Source organism: Isoptericola cucumis (assembly GCF_014635665.1).
Classification (GTDB): Bacteria; Actinomycetota; Actinomycetes; order Actinomycetales; family Cellulomonadaceae; genus Isoptericola; species Isoptericola cucumis.
In genome coordinates, this window is record NZ_BMDG01000004.1 from 395,585 (window position 1) to 412,348 (window position 16,764).

Genomic DNA, 16,764 nt, shown 5'->3' on the forward strand with positions numbered 1-16,764 from the left:
TCAGCTGTTCTCCGCCGCCCACGCCTGGTACTCGGACTTGAACTGCTCGAACTCGCTGTAGCTGTCCGTGAACTTCGTCTCCCCGGTGTCGAGGTTGACGGTCACGTACCACATCCACTCGCCCTGCGGCGGGGAGATCACTGCCTCCACCGAAGCAGTGCCGGGGTTGCTGATCGGCGTCGGGGGCAGCCCGATCTGCTCGCGCGAGGCGTACGGGAACTCGGAGTCGTTGAACTCGTCGACCGTGATCTGATCCGCCGGCTTGCCCCGGCCGTAGGCGTCGATGGCGTCCATACCCAGCGGAGACCCTCGGTCGAGCCGGTTCTGGATCACGCGGGCGACCTCGCCCTGGTAGCCGTCGGGTGCTTCCTTCTCGACGATGGACGCCTTAGTCAGGGTGTCGTGCCACGCGTCCTTCGGGACCCCGAGGTCGGAGAGCTCGGTCTTCGTCTGCTCGACCATCTTCGTGAGGAGGGACGTCGCGTCGTCGCCCGGCTGCACCGTATAGGTCTTCGGGAAGAGCCAGCCCTCGGCGTTGCCCCCGGCCTGCTTCGGCAGCCCGAACGAGTTGGGCTTCTTCAGCGCCGCCTGCAGGTCCTCGGCCGGGATCGTCGTGACGGACCCGACGCGCTCGACGATCTGGTCGACCGAGTAGCCCTCCGGGATGGTGACGTCCGTCTGGATCTTCTCGTTCTTGACGAGGGCGGCGACGGCGTCCGACGCCTTCATCTGCGTCAGCAGCTGGTAGGTGCCCGGCTGGATGCCCGCCGCTGCGGGGTTGGCGCCGAAGGCCTCGTTGAAGGCAGCCGTGCTGGCGACCACGTCCGCCTCGACGAGCGCGGCACCCATCTGCGCGCCGGTGGCGCCCTCGGGGATCTCCACCTCGACGGGCGCGTCGCCCGGGCCCGGGTAGTCCTCCGCCTGCGAGCCGATGAAGGGCAGGTCGCCGACCATGTCATCCAGGCGGTCCCACAGCAGGTAGCCGCCCGCGCCCACGACGCCCAGCACCACCACCAGCACCACGGCGGTGCGCTGCTGCCGCCGCCGCCGGCGCTTGGCCGCGGCTCGCTTGGTCGCCGCAGAACGGCGCCGCGTGGGTGGTGCGGCGGCCTGCTGCTGGGCCTGGTGCTCGAAGAGGTCCGTCACGCCGGGGTCTTCCTTGTGCGAGAGCCGGAGATGGTCAGGTGCTGGTCGGGTGCCGCGACGCTCACGCGTCCGCGGCCTGCGCGTCGACGTGCTCGCCGGCTCGCGTGCCCGCTGCCCGCTCCGCGTCGAGTGCAGATTGCAGAATGATAACGGCTGCGGCCTGGTCGATCACGGACCGGTGCTTTTTCGTCTTCCGGCCCGCCTGGCGCAGCTGCGCGTGCGCGGACACGGTCGTCATGCGCTCGTCCACGAGGCGGACCTCGACGGGCGCGACGGCCGCGGCCAGCCGGCCCGCGAACTCGCGCGCGTCCGCCGTCGCCGCGCCCTCCGCCCCGGACAGGTGCCGGGGCAGCCCGACGTAGACGACGGCGGCGAACCGGTCGGCCACCTCGGCCGCGATGCGCGCGACGTCGGAGGTCACGACCGGGACTCCGTCGGCCCCTGCCGGGACCTCGAGGACGCGCGCGACCGTCTCCACGGGCGTGGCCACGAGGCCGTCGGGGTCGCTGCCCGCCAGGCCGACGCGGGCCTTGCCCACGTCGACCCCGAGGCGGGCGCCCCGCGGCAGGGACCGGTGCTCGTCAGGCTCGGCCATCGAGGACGCCGTCACGCCCCGGCGAGGGCGGACGACACGCCGTCGGCCACGCCCGCCAGCGCCGCGGGCAGCGCGGACGCGTCCGTGCCGCCGCCCTGGGCGAGGTCGGGCTTGCCGCCGCCACCGCCGCCGAGGGCCTTCGCGGCGGTCTTGACGAAGTCGCCGGCCCGCAGCCCGGCGTCCCGCGCGCCCGCGTTCGTGGCGACCACCACGAGCGGACGGCCGCCCGCGAGGCCGCCGACCGCCACGACCACCGGCTCGGCCTCGCCGAGGCGGCCGCGCACGTCGAGCGCGAGGGCGCGCAGGTCGTCCGCGGAGGCGACCTCGCCCGCGTCGTGCGTGACGACCCGGGCGCCACCGATCCGGGGCGCCTGCGCCGCGAGCTCCCCCGCGGCGGCGAGCAGGTTCGCCTGGCGCATGCCGGCGAGCTCCTTCTCGGTCTCCTTCAGGCGGGACAGGAGCGAGCCGACCCGGTCGGTGAGCTCGTCGGGCCGGGCGCCGAGCAGGCCGGTGAGCTGGCCGACGAGCGCGTGCTCCTTGGCCTGGAAACCGTACGCGCCGTCGCCGACGAGGGCGTCCACGCGCCGCACCCCGGAACCGATCGACGCCTCGCCGAGGAGCGCGACGCGGCCGACCTCGCCCGTCGCCCTCACGTGGGTGCCGCCGCACAGCTCGCGCGACCAGTCGCCCCCGATCGAGACGACGCGCACGCGGTCGCCGTACTTCTCGCCGAAGAGCGCCATCGCGCCCAGCTCGCGCGCCTGCGCGAGGGACATCACGTCGTCCGTGACCTCGAGGTTCTCCACGAGGCGCTGGTTGACGCGCTCCTCGATGTCGCCCAGTGCCGAGGAGTCGACGGCCGTCGGCGAGCGGAAGTCGAAGCGCACCCGGCTCGGGGCGTTCTCCGAGCCCGCCTGCGTGCGGTCCGGCCCGACCATCTCGTGCAGCGCCTTGTGGATCATGTGCGTGGCCGAGTGGGCCCGGCTGATCGCGACCCGGCGGTCGACGTCGATCGTCGCGGTGCCGGGGTCGCCGAGCGCCACGGCCCCCTCGGTGAGGCGACCCCGGTGCACGGTCAGGCCCGCGACCGGGCGCTGCACGTCGTCGACCTCGATGGTGGCGCCGCCGTCGAGCACGATCGTGCCCTGGTCGGCGAGCTGACCGCCCGCCTCGGCGTAGAACGGGGTCTTGTCGAGCACGACCTCGACCTCCGCCGGCGCGGTGGCGGCCGGGGCCGGCACGCCGTCGACCAGGAGACCCACGACCGACACGGCCGCCTCGCGGTCGGTGTAGCCGAGGAACTCGACGGGCGTCACCAGGTCCTTCGACAGCGACTCGTACGCGCGCAGGTCGGCGTGCCCGGTCTTCTTGGCCAGGGCGTCGGCCCGGGCGCGCTGCTTCTGCGTCGCCATGAGGTCGCGGAAGGCCTTCTCGTCGACCTGCACGCCCTGCTCGGCGGCCATCTCGAGGGTGAGGTCGATCGGGAAGCCGTACGTGTCGTGCAGCTGGAACGCCTCCGCGCCGCCGAGCACGGGGGTGCCCCCGGTGCTGCCGGCCTTGGCGCGGCTCACGGCCGTGTCGAGGATGGTGGTGCCGGCCGCCAGGGTGCGCCGGAACGCGTCCTCCTCGGCGTAGGCGACGTCGCTGATGCGCGTGAAGTCGGTCTCGAGCTCGGGATAGGAGGCCTTCATGGCGTCCTTGGAGACGGGCAGCAGGTCGGGCAGCGCCACCCCGTCGACGCCCAGCAGGCGCGCGGCGCGCACGCCCCGGCGGATCAGGCGGCGCAGCACGTAGCCGCGGCCCTCGTTCGACGGCCGCACGCCGTCCCCGATGACCATGAGCGACGAGCGCACGTGGTCGGCGACCACGCGCATGCGCACGTCGTCCTCGGCCGAGCCGGCGCCGTACCGCTTGCCCGTCATCTCCTCGAGGCGGGAGATGACCGGGAAGACCTCGTCGATCTCGAAGAGGTTCTCCTTGCCCTGCAGGAGGTAGGCGATGCGCTCCAGCCCCGCGCCGGTGTCGATGCTCTTGTGGTCGAGCTCGCCCAGCAGCGGGTAGTCCTTGCCCTGCCCCTCGCCGCGCACGAACTGGTCGAAGACGAGGTTCCAGATCTCGAGGTAGCGGTCGCCGCCGGGGTCGACGTTCCCGCCCACGGCCTCCGGGCCGTAGGCCGGGCCGCGGTCGTAGTGCCACTCGGCGCACGGGCCGGCCGGGCCGGGCCGGCCGGTGTCCCAGAAGTTCTCCTCGCGCGGCAGGCGCACGATGTGCTTCGGGTCGAGCCCGACACCCTTCGTCAGGGCGTCGAACGCCTCGTCGTCCTGCTCCCAGACCGTCACCCAGAGGCGGTCGCCGTCGAAGCCGTAGCCGCCCTTGCCCTGGTCGGTGGTGAGGAGCTCCCAGGCGAAGTCGATGGCCTCGCGCTTGAAGTAGTCGCCGAACGAGAAGTTGCCGTTCATCTGGAAGAACGTGCCGTGCCGCGTGGTGCGCCCGACGTTCTCGATGTCGTTGGTGCGGATGCACTTCTGCACGCTCGCGGCGCGCGGCCACGGCGCGGTCTCCGTGCCGAGGATGTACGGGATGAAGGGCACCATGCCCGCGATCGTGAACAGGATCGACGGGTCGGGCGAGACCAGCGGGACGCTGGGCACGATCTCGTGCCCCTTCGACCCGAAGTAGTCGAGCCAACGCTGACGGATCTCGGCGGTACGCATGGTGTCCTTCGGGGGTGTGACGGCAGGGGTGGGGCGGGGCCGGCGACGGCCTGCGCCCATTCTCCCGCCTGCCGGGAGGTGGTCAGAACGGAATTGTCAGAACGAGTAGCCGAGGTCGGCCTCGTCGGCCTCGATCTGCGCCGTGGGGTCGACGGCGTCGTCGGGGCGCGCCGCGTGCCTCGCGCGGGCACCGCGGTCGCCGCGCAGGTCACCCGGACGCAGCCCGCTGGCGCGCACGTCCGCCGGGTCGGGCTGGCCGTCGGCGAGCAGCGCCGCCGTGAGCTCGGACTCGCGCCGCTCGCGCGCCCGGGCGAACTCGTCGCGGAACGCGCCGACGAAGGTCTCGGCCCGCCGGCCGGCGTCCTGCGCCGCCTTCTCGGCCCGCTCGACGACGGCCTCGGGCGCGTACCGGGCGGCCACCTGGCGGCCCTTGCGGACCACGACGACGGTCACGGCCACGCCGACGCCCACCCAGAACAGCCGGCGCATCAGCGTGCCGCCCCGGCGTCCGGGCCGCCGGCGGTGCGGCGCGCCTTGCGGGACGCGCCCGCGAACGCCTGCCGCACGCCGTAGGAGAACGCGGCGACCTTCACCAGCGGACGGCCCAGCGTCGCCGCGTACAGGCCGGTGAGGGCCGACACGTTCTCGCTGACCTGCGCGGCGGCGGTCGTGATCGTGTCGACCTTGACGAGCTGGTCGTTCGTCGACGACACGGTGGTGGCCGCCTCGTCGAGGATCGGCACCGAGTGCTCGGTGACCTCGCGGATGCTGCGGGTCGCCTCGTCGAAGACGCGGCCCAGCTTCACCAGCGGCACCGCCAGCAGGCCCACGAGCAGCACGAATGCGACGGCCGCGATGAGCCCGGCCACGTCACCCACGGACATCAGTTCTCTCCTCGCACCGGGGACCGAAAGACGGTCGTCACCCTATCCTCACCGTGGCCCGCCCCGGTCGGGGGACACGACGGTCCCCCCGACGACGGACGCCCCGCCTCCCGCGCTGCGGGTGACGGGGCGTCCGGGCGGGCGTCCTGAACGACTCAGGTCAGCGGGCGTAGAACTCGACGACCAGCTGGACCTCGCAGGTCACGGGGACCTCGGCGCGCTTCGGCGCACGGGTCAGCGTGGCCGACAGCTTCTCCAGGTTGACGTCCAGGTAGCCCGGCAGGGCCGGCAGCACGTCGCGGTGCGCGCCGGCGGCGGCGACCTGGAACGGCGTGGTGGCCTGCGACTTGGGCTTGACCTGGATGGTCTGGCCCGGCTTCACGCGGAACGACGGGCGGTCCACGATCTTGCCGTCGACCAGGATGTGACGGTGCGTCACGGCCTGGCGCGCCTGGAGGATCGTGCGGCCGAAGCCCGCACGCAGCACGATGGCGTCGAGACGGGTCTCGAGGTCCTCGACCATGACCTCACCGGTCAGGCCCGGGTGCTTGCGGGCGTTCTCGTAGACCTTGAGGAGCTGCTTCTCGCGCAGCGCGTACTGGGCGCGCAGACGCTGCTTCTCGCGCAGACGGACCGCGTAGTCCGACTCGGTGCGGCGACGGGCGCGGCCGTGCTCGCCCGGGGGGTACGGACGCTTCTCGAAGTGCTTGACGGCCTTGGGGGTCAGCGCGAGGCCGAGCTTGCGGCTCAGGCGGACCTGGCGGCGCGACTTGGTGACGGAGCTCACTGTGCTTCCTGTCCTGTGGTGATGGATGAGGTCACACCCGACGCGAACGGACTCCGACGACGTGGGACGACATCGGGGCCGAGAGCTCGGGTGCGGGACCAGCCGACGGGGTCCGTGCGCTGCTCACCGAGGTGCGCTGCGCCGGTGCCCACGGGGCCGAGGTCCCAGGCGGTCGCCGTGACGGCAACCGCAGCATCTTATCGCATCCGGGCGCCGGACCGGTCAGCGCCCGTCGCCGGGGGCCGCGCGCCCGGCGAGGAGCGCCCGCACCCGTTCCAGCCTCTCGGAGACCTGCCGCTCGTAGCCGCGGTCGCTGGGCGTGTAGTACCGGCTGCCCGCCAGCTCGTCGGGCAGGTACTGCTGCGCCGCGACGGCGTGCGGCGCGTCGTGCGCGTACTGGTAGCCCTTGCCGTGCCCGAGCCCCTGCGCCCCGGAGTAGTGCGCGTCGCGCAGGTGGGGCGGCACGACGCCGGCCTTCCCGGCACGGACGTCGGCGAGCGCGGCGTCCACCCCGAGGTAGGCCGCGTTCGACTTCGGGGCGGTCGCCAGGTGGACGACGGCCTCGGCGAGCACGATCCGCCCCTCGGGCATCCCGATGAGCTGCACGGCCTGGGCCGCGGCGACCGCGGTCTGCAGCGCGGACGGGTCGGCCATACCGACGTCCTCCGCGGCGGAGATCACGATCCGGCGCGCGATGAACCGGGGATCCTCCCCCGCCGCCACCATCCGGGCCAGGTAGTGCAACGACGCGTCGACGTCCGAGCCGCGGATCGACTTGATGAACGCCGAGACGACGTCGTAGTGCTGGTCGCCGTCGCGGTCGTAGCGCACGGCGGCGACGTCGACGGCCCGCTCCACGGTCGCGAGGTCGATGACGACCGTCGCCCCGGTCTCGCCGCCGGTCGCCACCGTCGGCCGCGGCCCGGCGTCCGCGAGCGCCGCGCCCGCCGCCGCCTCGAGAATGGTGAGTGCCTTGCGCGCGTCGCCGCCTGCCATGCGGACGAGCTGGTCCTCGGCGTCCTGCTCGAGGGTGACCGTGCCCGCGAGCCCGCGCTCGTCCGCGACCGCGCGCCGCACGAGCGCGCGCACGTCGTCGGACGTGAGGGGCTTGAGGGTGAGGAGCAGGGACCGGCTGAGCAGCGGGGAGTTCACCGAGAACGAGGGGTTCTCGGTGGTGGCCGCGACCAGGGTGACCCAGCGGTTCTCGACGCTGGGCAGCAGGGCGTCCTGCTGGGTCTTGGAGAACCGGTGCACCTCGTCGATGAACAGGACGGTCTCCTCGCCGCCGGCGACCAGGCGGCGTCGGGCGTCCTCGACCACCTGGCGCACGTCCTTGACGCCCGCCGTCACGGCGGAGAGCTCCACGAACCGGCGCCCGGAGACCGTCGCGACGAGGTAGCCGAGCGTCGTCTTGCCCACCCCCGGGGGGCCCCACAGGATGACGGAACCCGGCGCGGCGCGGCGGGTGGCCTCGTCGGCGGGCTCGACGAGGCGTCGCAGGGGCGACCCGGCGACGAGGAGGTGCTCCTGGCCCGCGACCTCGTCGAGGGCGGCGGGGCGCATGCGCACCGCGAGCGGTGCGCCCGGGCCCGGTCGTGCGGTCACCGGGGTCCCGCTGGTGCCGGTGGTGGCCGTGTCGAACAGGTCCATGGGCCTCAGCCTACGGACCGCCACCGACGTGGCCGGCACGGCTCAGGCGGCCGCCGCGGGCGACGGCGCGGTGATGTACCGCTCGACGGTGGGCGCCAGCCAGGCGACGAGCTCGGCGCGGGGCATCTCGGCGGCGGGCCCGAACCGCAGGACGTAGCGCAGCAGCGCCATGCCGAGCACCTGGGACGCCACGAGCATCGCACGGCGCGGCGCGTCGGCCGGGTCGTGGCCGAACCGTTCGGCGGCGGGCACGAGCTGGTCGCGGAAGACGTCGCGCATCCGTTCGGCGCCGGCCGGGTGGGTGACGCCGACCCGCAGGAGCGTCACGAGCACGGCGTCACGCTCCCACAGGTCCAGGAAGTGTTCCACGAGGACGGTGCCGAGCTCCTCGGCCGCGATCTCGCGCGGGTCGGGGATGCCGAGGGCGACGTCGACGACGCGGGCGAACAGCGCCTCCTTGGTCCCGTAGTAGCGGATCACCATCGACGGGTCGATGCCGGCCTGGCGGGCGATGGCGCGCACGGTCGCGCGCTCGTAGCCGTCCTCGGCGAAGCGCGCCCGGGCGGCGTCGAGGATGGCGGCTCGGGTGGCATCGGAGCGTCGTGGCGGGAGGGGGTCGCTCATGACGCCCGAGCATATGCCAACACCTGTTGACTCCGTCGGGTGGCGCGACCTACGGTCGAATCAGGTCAACACCTGTTGGCATACTCGGCAGAGGCGCGCGGAGGACACCATGGACGCACCGACCGGCACATCCACCGACACGGAGACCGACACGGACGTCGTCGTCGTCGGGGCGGGGCCGACGGGGCTGCTGCTGGCGGGCGACCTGGCATCCGCTGGGGTACGCACCGTCGTCGTCGACCGACGGCCCGCGACCCTGAGCAACCTCACCCGGGCCTTCGCGGTGCACGCCCGCACCCTCGAGGTGCTCGACGCGCGCGGCCTCGCCGACGACCTCCTCGTCACCGGGCGCCGGGTCACGACGGTGCGCCTCTTCGACCGCATCGAGGTCCACCTCGACGCGCTGGCGAGCCGCTTCCCCTTCGTGCTCGTCACGCCCCAGTACGAGGTGGAGCGGCTCCTGCGCCGTCGTGCGCAGGACGCCGGGGTCGTCTTCCGCCACGACACCCGGGTGACGGACCTCGCCCAGGACTCAGGTGGGGTCACCCTCACCACGGTCCCGGGAGCGGGGGCGGCCGACGCGGCGGCGACGGAAGACGCGGCGGCATCGGGCGCGCCGACGACCACGCTGCGTGCCCGCTGGGTGGTCGGCGCCGACGGCGTGCGCTCGACCGTCCGCGACACCGTCGGGATCCCGTTCCCGGGCGAGACCGTCATCCGGGCGATGATCCTGGCCGACGTGCGGCTGGCGACGCCGCCGCCCGACGTCCTCACCGTCGCCACGGCACGCGGGTCCCTCGGCTTCGTCGCCCCGTTCGGCGACGGCTGGTACCGGTTCATCGGTTGGGCGGGCGAGGAGCGCACGGACCGGCCCGTCACGCTCGACGAGGTCCGCGCGGTGGCACGGGCGACGCTGGGGGACGACCTGGGAATGCACGACCTGCGGTTCGCCGACCGGTTCGCGGCGGACGAGCGCCAGGCGCCGACCTACCGCGCCGGTCGGGTGCTGCTCGCGGGCGACGCCGCCCATGCGCACAGTCCCGCCGGCGGGCTCGGCATGAACACCGGGCTGCAGGACGCGGCCAACCTCTCGTGGCGGCTCGCCGCCGTCGTGCGGGGCGCGCCGCCGGCGCTGCTCGACGGCTACGCGTCGGAGCGGCACCCGGTCGGGCGGCAGGTGCTGCGGGCGAGCGGGACGATCCTGCGCCTCGCGACCCGCCCGGGGCCGCTGGTCGCCGCGGCGCGGCAGGTGCTCACCACGGCGCTGTCCCACGTCCCGGCGGCGCGACGGCGCGCAGCCGGGATGATCTCCGCCCTCGGGGTCGCGTACGACGCTCCCCCGGGCGCCCACCCGCGCGCCGGCAGCCGCGTCCCCGACCTGCCGCTCGACGGCGGCCCGGCCGGTTCCCGGCTCGCGGAGGCGCTCCGGGCCGGCCGGTTCGTCCTGGTGCTGCCCGCGGACGCGAGCGACGTCTCCGCCGCGGGCCTCCCGGCGTCCGACGGCGAGACCGACGTCGCCGACCGGGTCGTCGTCCGGCGGGCCGACCACCGGCCGGCCACGCTGCTGGTGCGCCCCGACGGGTATCTCGCCGACGCGCGCGTGCCGTGAGGTGCGCCGGCCGCGAGGAGCAGCGGCGGGTCCGGTGGCCGTCCGGGTCCCGGCCCGCGGACGCCCCTGCGTCGTGACCGGGCCCGCTCCGCTACCCTCGGACGCCGGAGCGGAGTGAGGTGGGACACGTGCGGCTGCTGGTGGTGGAGGACGATCAGCACGTGGCGGCAGCCCTGGTCTCGGTGCTGCGCCGGCACGGCTTCGACGTCGTGCACGCCGCCGACGGCGCGAGCGCCCTGGCGGCCCTCGACCCGCGCACCGACCTCGTGCTGCTCGACCTCGCCCTGCCCGACCTGGACGGCTTCGAGGTCTGCCGGCGCATCCGGGCCGTGTCCGAGGTCCCGGTCATCATGGTCACCGCCCGCACCCGGCTCGACGCCCGGGTGCGGGGCCTGCGGATGGGTGCCGACGACTACGTGACCAAGCCGTACGACATGCCGGAGGTGCTCGCGCGCATCGACGCCGTGCTGCGCCGCAGCCGGACGCCCCGGCACGAGGTGCCGGCACCCGCCGCGCGGCTGCAGGTCTGTGGCTTCACGGTGGACCTCGCCGCCCTCGAGGTGCGCACGGCAGGCGGCGACGCGGTGCCGCTGTCCCGCAAGGAGTACGACCTGCTGGCGCTGCTCGCCCGGCACGCCGGCGCCGCGCTCCCCCGCGAGCAGATCCTGCGCCAGGTCTGGGGGTCGAGCTGGAAGGGCCTCGGCCGCACGCTGGAGGTGCACGTCGCCTCGCTGCGACGCAAGCTCGTCGCCGCGGCGGGGACGCCCGTCGACGTCGTCCAGACCGTGCGGGGGGTCGGCTACCGGGTCCCCGGCCCGGCTCCCGACCCGTCGATCGCCGGCCGGGCCTGAGACCGCCGTGCGCACCCGGCTCGCGGTGATCCTCTTCGTGCCCCTGCTGCTCGTGCTGGCGGTGGTCGGCACCGCGTACGTCACCAGCGTGGCCCGCGCGGACCAGCAGGAGGTCTTCCTCGACCGGCTCTCTGACACGGGCTACCTCGTCATCACGGCCCGTCAGTCGCTCATCGCCGACGACCCCGACATCGTCGCGGGGGACCTGGAGCGCTACCGGGAGGTCTACGGCATCGGCGCGGCGGTGCTCGACCAGGCCGGCACCACGTGGGCCTCGAACGGCCTCGACGTGGCGGACGTCGAGGAGCGCGCGACGGCGCTGGCCGGACGGCGCAGCGAGCTGCGCACGGGGCTGCTGCCCTGGACGGTGGACCGGGTCGTGGTGGCCGAGCCGGTCTTCGACGGCGGCGACCTCGTGGGGGCCGTCCTCACCGTGTCCGACGCCCACGCGCTCTCCCGCGGGATCTGGGTGAGCTGGGGCCTGCTCGCCGTCGGCGGCCTCGCCCTGTGCGCGCTGGCCGCGCTGCTCGCCCACCGCACGGCCGGCTGGGTGCTGCGGCCCGTGGCGGCCGTCGACCGGGCGATGACGCAGATCGGCGCCGGCCGGCTCGACGCGCGCATCCCGACGTCGACCGGTCCCCCGGAGCTGCGCGCCGTGGTCACCCGCTTCAACGAGATGGCGGCCCGGGTCGAGCACCTCATGCACCGTCAGCAGGAGTTCGTCTCGAACGCCTCGCACGAGCTGCGCAACCCCCTGAACGCCCTCATGCTGCGGATCGAGGACCTCTCCCTCACCACCGGCCCGGCGCATGCCGCGGAGGTCGCGCACGTGCGTGCCGAGGCCGTACGGATGAAGCAGATCCTCGACGCCCTCCTCCTGCTGGCCGACGGGGCCGACCGCAGCGCCGGCGTCGTGACGCTGGACGCCGGCGACCTCGTGACGCACCGGGTCGACTCGTGGCGCACCCTCGCCCCCGGGCGTCCGATCGTGCTCGACCTCTCGGGCCCGCCGTCGTGGGTCCGGTCGGACGTGACCGCCCTGGAGTGCGCCTTCGACGCCGTCATGGACAACGCCGTGAAGTTCGGCCCGCCCGGCGCGCCCGTCGAGGTGGCGGTGCGTACCGTCGCGGACGTGGACGGCGCGACCGGCACGACGAGCGGCAGCACGGCCGGTCACGTCGAGATCGTCGTCCGCGACCACGGTCCGGGCGTCCCCGCCGACCAGCTCGAGCACCTCACCGAACGGTTCTGGCGCAGCCCGGGCCACAGCGCCGTGCGCGGGACCGGGCTCGGCCTGTCGATCGCCGCCGAGCTGCTCGCCGCGGGCGACGGCGCCCTGCAGCTCGAGCTGCCCTCCGGCGGCGGCCTGCAGGTGCGGCTGCGCCTCCCCCGGGCCGGCGCCCCCGAGGAAGCACCGGGCGTCGTCCCCCACCACGAACGGGAGGGCTGACCCATCTCCGGTCCCACGGCGGAACGTCCGCCTCGCCGACGCGCCCTCCTGGTCGCGGCCGTGGTCCTGGCCGTCGTCGCCGTGCTCGTCGTGGTGCGGTCGATGAACGACCGGGGCGGCGACCCCTGGGAGGGGTCACGCCCCGACTCGCTGGTCGTCACGACGGGCGGGACGTCCGGGATCTACCACGGGTACGGCGTCGCGGTCGGCGACGTGCTCTCCCAGGAGCAGGTCCCCGTCGACGTGCTCGACTCGGGCGGGTCGGTCGAGAACCTCCAGCGGGTCGCCGACGGCACCGCCCAGCTGGGGTTCAGCGCGGCCGACGCGGTCGCGGACGCCGTCGCCGGACGCGGCGCCTTCGACGAGCCGCTGCCGCTGTGCGCGCTGGCCCGGGTGTACGACGACTTCGTCCACCTGGTGGTGCGCGAGGACTCTCCCGTGCGCACGATCGAGGACCTGGCGGGCCGCACGGTCTCCCTCGGGGCGCCCCGTTCGGGGACCGCCCTCATCGCGCACCGGCTGCTCGACGCCGCCGGGGTCGAGCAGGACGACCTGGACGGCCGCTCGCTCGGCCTGGCGGAGTCGATCGACGCGCTCCGCAGCGGCGACGTCGACGCCTTCTTCTGGTCCGGAGGCCTGCGCACCCCGGGCATCGACCGGCTCGCAGAGTCCGCGCCCGTCCGGCTGGTGCCGCTCGGCGAGATCGTCGAGGACGTCCGGGCGCGCCACGGCAGCGGCTACCGGCACGGGGTCGTGCCGCAGGGCATGTACGGGTCCACGGAGGAGGTCGCCACCCTCGCGGTCCCGAACTTCCTCGTCGTGCGCGCCGACATGCCCGACCCCGTGGCCCGCATGCTCGTCACCACGCTCTTCGACGCGCGCTCGCAGGTCGCCCGGACGGTGCCCGCCGCGGCGCACCTCGACCGGGCCCGCGCCATCTTCACCGAGCCGTTGGACCTGCACCCGGGGGCGATGGAGTACTACCGGGAGACGAAGAGCTGAGCCGGGCGCGGCGGGCGGGTCATGCCCCCCACGGTGTTCCGGACGACACCAGCCGCAGGCGGTGCCCCACGCCGCCGCGCCACGGACGCTCCCCGCCCACGAGGCCCGGGTAGCCCGACGGGTTGCGCATCTGCCAGCGCCAGTGGTCGGCGCAGACGTCGGCGACGGTGCGCACGGGCCGCCAGCCCAGCTCCTCCTCCGCGAGCGAGGGGTCGGCGTAGGACACGGACGCGGTTCCCGCGGGCACGGCGGCCGTGCGGTACGCCACGCGGCGCCCCGTGACGGCCTCGAAGGTGCGCACGACCTCCAGCACGCTCGTCGGCCGGCCGCTGCCGGCGTTCCAGACCGAGTACGGCCGGTCGACCTCGCCGACGGCGTCCACGGCCGCGACGAACGCCGCCGCAAGGTCGTCGACGTGCACGATGTCCCGCATCGGCGAGCCGTCGGGCGTGGGGTGGCCGTCACCGTGCACGTCGAGCTGGTCGCGCACGCCGAGCACCACCTGCCCGAGCTGCGTGAGGAGCCCGCCGCCGCGCGGCGCGTCCTCGCCGATCGCCCCCGACGGGTGCGCGCCGCCCGCTGTGAAGCAGCGCAGCACCCCGACCCGCAGACCGCGCTGGGAGCGCGCGACGTCGGCCAGCACCTGCTCCGTCATGCTCGCCGTGCGGCCGAACGCCGAGTCCGTGCTCGTCGTCGGCAGGTCCTCGCTGGACGGGACGGTCGGCGCCGACCCGTAGACGGCGGCGGACGACGCGGCCACGAGCCGGTCCACGCCGTACCAGACCATGCACCGCAGCAGGGTGAACGTGGCGCCCAGGTTGGTCTCGTAGAAGTCGAGCGGCCCCTGGCCGCGAGACCCGGTCGGCCGCCGGCCCGCGAGGTGCACGACCGCCTCCACCCGCTCGGTGTCGAAGATCCGCTCGAGGGCGTCGATGTCCGCCACGTCGACGACGTGCAGGGGCACGTGCCGGCCCGTCAGCGTCTCCGCGCGGCTCACGGCCGCCGGGTTGCCGTTCGACAGGTCGTCCACGACGACCACGTCGTGCCCCGCCTCCACGAGGGCCACCACCGTGTGCGAGCCGACGTAGCCCGCGCCGCCGGTCACCAGGATGCGCACCTCGCCACCTCACCTCGCGTCGTCGACCGATCGGGCGTACGACGACACCCCCCGACGTCGTCGTCGCGCACCCATCATGGCGCCGGCGATGTGACCCGTGACACCCACTTGAGGAGGTCCAGAGGTGTCGTCGGGCCCGGGCAGCACGACGGGGCGCCCCCGGAAGAGGGCGCCCCGTCGCGGACGGCGTCAGTCCTGCGGGGCCTCCGCCCCCGCGTCGACGCCTGCCTCCTTGCGCTGCTCCGGCGTGATCGGCGCCGGCGCGTCGGTCAGCGGGTCGTAGCCGCCGCCCGACTTCGGGAAGGCGATGACGTCGCGGATCGACGCCGACTTCGTCAGCAGCGCGACGATCCGGTCCCAGCCGAACGCGATGCCGCCGTGCGGCGGGGCGCCGAACTTGAACGCGTCGAGCAGGAAGCCGAACTTCTCCTGCGCCTCCGCGGGGCCGATGCCCATGACGTCGAACACGCGCTCCTGGACGTCCCGGCGGTGGATACGGATCGAGCCGCCGCCGATCTCGTTGCCGTTGCACACGATGTCGTAGGCGTACGCCAGCGCGTTCCCGGGGTCGGACTCGAAGCTGTCGAGCCACTCGGGCTTGGGCGACGTGAACGCGTGGTGCACCGCCGTCCAGGCGGAGTGCCCCAGGTCGACGTCGTCGTCCTCGCCGGTGGGCTTGAACAGGGGCGCGTCCACCACCCACACGAACGCCCAGGCGTCGTCGTCGATCTGTCCGGTGCGCTCGGCGATCTCCACGCGGGCCGCGCCCAGCAGGGACCGCGACTCGGTGGTCTTGCCGGCGGCGAAGAACACCGCGTCGCCCGGCTGGGCACCGGTCGCGGCCGCCAGGCCCTCACGCTCGGCGTCGGACAGGTTCTTGGCGACAGGGCCGCCCAGGGTGCCGTCCTCGGCGAACGTCACGTACGCGAGCCCCTTGGCGCCGCGCTGCTTGGCCCACTCCTGCCACGCGTCGAACTGGCGGCGCGGCTGCGACGCGCCGCCCGTCATGACGACGGCGCCCACGTACTCGGCCTGGAAGACGCGGAACGGCGTGGCCGCGAAGTAGTCCGTCAGCTCGACGAGCGGGTTGCCGAAGCGCAGGTCCGGCTTGTCGGTGCCGTACAGGCGCATCGCGTCGGCGAACGTCATGCGGGCGATCGGCGTGGGGATCTCGACGTCGACCAGCTTCCACAGCGCCACCAGGATCTGCTCGGCGAGCGCGATGACGTCGTCCTGGTCGACGAAGCTCAGCTCGACGTCCAGCTGGGTGAACTCCGGCTGCCGGTCCGCGCGGAAGTCCTCGTCGCGGTAGCAGCGCGCGATCTGGTAGTAGCGCTCGAGGCCGCCGACCATGAGGAGCTGCTTGAACAGCTGCGGGCTCTGCGGCAGCGCGTACCAGGAGCCCGGTGCGAGGCGGGCCGGGACCAGGAAGTCACGGGCGCCCTCCGGGGTGGAGCGGGTGAGCGTGGGCGTCTCGACCTCGACGAAGTCGTGCTCGTCGAGCACCCGGCGGGCCGCGGCGTTGGCCTTCGAGCGCAGCCGCAGCGCGTGCGCCTGCTGCGGGCGCCGGATGTCGAGGTAGCGGTGCCGGAGGCGGGCCTCCTCGCCGATCGTCTCGGTGTCCGCGAGGGCCGTGGAGACCTGGAACGGCAGCGCCTCGGACGTGTTGAGCACCTGGACGTCCTTGGCGACGACCTCGATCTCGCCCGTGGCCAGGTTGGTGTTGGCGTTCCCCTCGGGCCGGCGGCCGACCTCCCCCGTGACCTGCAGGACGAACTCGGCCCGCAGCGGGTGCGCGACCGCCTCGTCGCGGATGACGACCTGGGCGATGCCCGAGGCGTCACGCAGGTCGATGAACGCCACTCCCCCGTGGTCCCGGCGCCGATCGACCCACCCCGTGAGGGTGACGGTCTGGCCGATGTGCTCGGCCCGCAGAGAGCCGGCCGTGTGGGTGCGGAGCACGGAGGATTCCTTTCGTACGGATGGGGACGTCGCGCGCAGAGACACGACGTGGCGAGTTTAGTCGCTGCCCACGGGCCCGAGTCCTGCGAAATTCGCACCCGCGCGTCGCCGTGGTGCATCACAGATGCCCGTGGCTACTCTCTCACCTGGCAGAAGGACGATCGGACGGGGCGAGGGAGGCGGGCGTGAGGCCGACGGACTGGTCGCCGGTCGGGCTGGACGCTGACCCGACGCCGGGCGACCCGGTGCTGGTGCTGTCCGGGGGGCAGGACTACCTCGAGGTCGCCGGCTCGATCGACGACGCCGCGGGGGCGATGTCCCGCCTGGACGTCGCGGGCACGGTCTCGGCGGCGGTGGACGCGTTGATGGAGAC

Annotated in this window: 15 protein-coding genes; 5 read left to right on the forward strand and 10 right to left on the reverse strand. The window is 74.2% G+C overall.

Features of this window, described 5'->3' with window-relative positions:
* From mltG to IEW03_RS08150, 8 genes are all read right to left on the reverse strand, one after another.
* A complete protein-coding gene (gene mltG, locus IEW03_RS08115; protein WP_188523124.1) occupies positions 1-1,146 on the reverse strand; it encodes an endolytic transglycosylase MltG in 1,146 nt (381 codons plus the stop codon).
* A gap of 61 nt (positions 1,147-1,207) precedes the next feature.
* Positions 1,208-1,741, reverse strand: a complete 534-nt coding sequence (gene ruvX / locus IEW03_RS08120; protein WP_188523125.1) for a Holliday junction resolvase RuvX — start codon at positions 1,739-1,741, stop codon at positions 1,208-1,210.
* An 11-nt stretch (positions 1,742-1,752) separates the two neighbouring features.
* Positions 1,753-4,455 (reverse strand): alanine--tRNA ligase, encoded by a 2,703-nt coding sequence (gene alaS / locus IEW03_RS08125; protein ID WP_188523126.1) that lies wholly within the window; start codon positions 4,453-4,455, stop codon positions 1,753-1,755.
* 96 nt (positions 4,456-4,551) lie between these two features.
* Positions 4,552-4,944, reverse strand: a complete 393-nt coding sequence (locus tag IEW03_RS08130) for a hypothetical protein (protein WP_188523127.1) — start codon at positions 4,942-4,944, stop codon at positions 4,552-4,554.
* Complete coding sequence (locus IEW03_RS08135; protein WP_188523128.1) at positions 4,944-5,339, reverse strand: DUF948 domain-containing protein; 396 nt, start codon at positions 5,337-5,339, stop codon at positions 4,944-4,946. Before IEW03_RS08135 ends, IEW03_RS08130 begins: the two co-directional genes overlap by 1 nt.
* A gap of 160 nt (positions 5,340-5,499) precedes the next feature.
* Positions 5,500-6,126, reverse strand: coding sequence for a 30S ribosomal protein S4 (gene rpsD, locus IEW03_RS08140; RefSeq protein WP_188523129.1), 627 nt, complete (start codon positions 6,124-6,126; stop codon positions 5,500-5,502).
* Between the two features lie 222 nt (positions 6,127-6,348).
* Entirely contained in the window at positions 6,349-7,776 is a 1,428-nt protein-coding gene (locus IEW03_RS08145) for a replication-associated recombination protein A (RefSeq protein WP_188523130.1), read from the reverse strand.
* Positions 7,777-7,818: 42 nt separating this feature from the next.
* A complete protein-coding gene (locus IEW03_RS08150; protein WP_188523131.1) occupies positions 7,819-8,400 on the reverse strand; it encodes a TetR/AcrR family transcriptional regulator in 582 nt (193 codons plus the stop codon).
* A 109-nt stretch (positions 8,401-8,509) separates the two neighbouring features.
* On the opposite strand from IEW03_RS08150, the gene IEW03_RS08155 reads away from it, so the two are divergent.
* The 4 genes from IEW03_RS08155 (at position 8,510) to IEW03_RS08170 (ending at position 13,312) form a co-directional block, all read left to right on the forward strand.
* Positions 8,510-10,009, forward strand: coding sequence for an FAD-dependent monooxygenase (locus IEW03_RS08155; RefSeq protein WP_188523132.1), 1,500 nt, complete (start codon positions 8,510-8,512; stop codon positions 10,007-10,009).
* Positions 10,010-10,137: 128 nt separating this feature from the next.
* Positions 10,138-10,860, forward strand: coding sequence for a response regulator transcription factor (locus tag IEW03_RS08160; RefSeq protein WP_188523133.1), 723 nt, complete (start codon positions 10,138-10,140; stop codon positions 10,858-10,860).
* Between the two features lie 7 nt (positions 10,861-10,867).
* Positions 10,868-12,310 (forward strand): sensor histidine kinase, encoded by a 1,443-nt coding sequence (locus IEW03_RS08165; RefSeq protein WP_188523134.1) that lies wholly within the window; start codon positions 10,868-10,870, stop codon positions 12,308-12,310.
* Positions 12,311-12,370: 60 nt separating this feature from the next.
* Positions 12,371-13,312 (forward strand): TAXI family TRAP transporter solute-binding subunit, encoded by a 942-nt coding sequence (locus IEW03_RS08170; protein WP_188523135.1) that lies wholly within the window; start codon positions 12,371-12,373, stop codon positions 13,310-13,312.
* 19 nt (positions 13,313-13,331) lie between these two features.
* Here IEW03_RS08170 and galE read toward each other — a convergent pair whose 3' ends face one another.
* Positions 13,332-14,429, reverse strand: a complete 1,098-nt coding sequence (galE, locus tag IEW03_RS08175) for a UDP-glucose 4-epimerase GalE (RefSeq protein ID WP_188523136.1) — start codon at positions 14,427-14,429, stop codon at positions 13,332-13,334.
* A 189-nt stretch (positions 14,430-14,618) separates the two neighbouring features.
* Positions 14,619-16,391: an aspartate--tRNA ligase gene (aspS, locus tag IEW03_RS08180; RefSeq protein ID WP_188523137.1), complete on the reverse strand. Its 1,773-nt coding sequence runs from the start codon at positions 16,389-16,391 to the stop codon at positions 14,619-14,621.
* Positions 16,392-16,576: 185 nt separating this feature from the next.
* Here aspS and IEW03_RS08185 point away from each other — a divergent pair.
* Positions 16,577-16,764 (forward strand): hypothetical protein (locus IEW03_RS08185; RefSeq protein ID WP_188523138.1); only part of this gene is annotated, 188 nt, incomplete at its 3' end.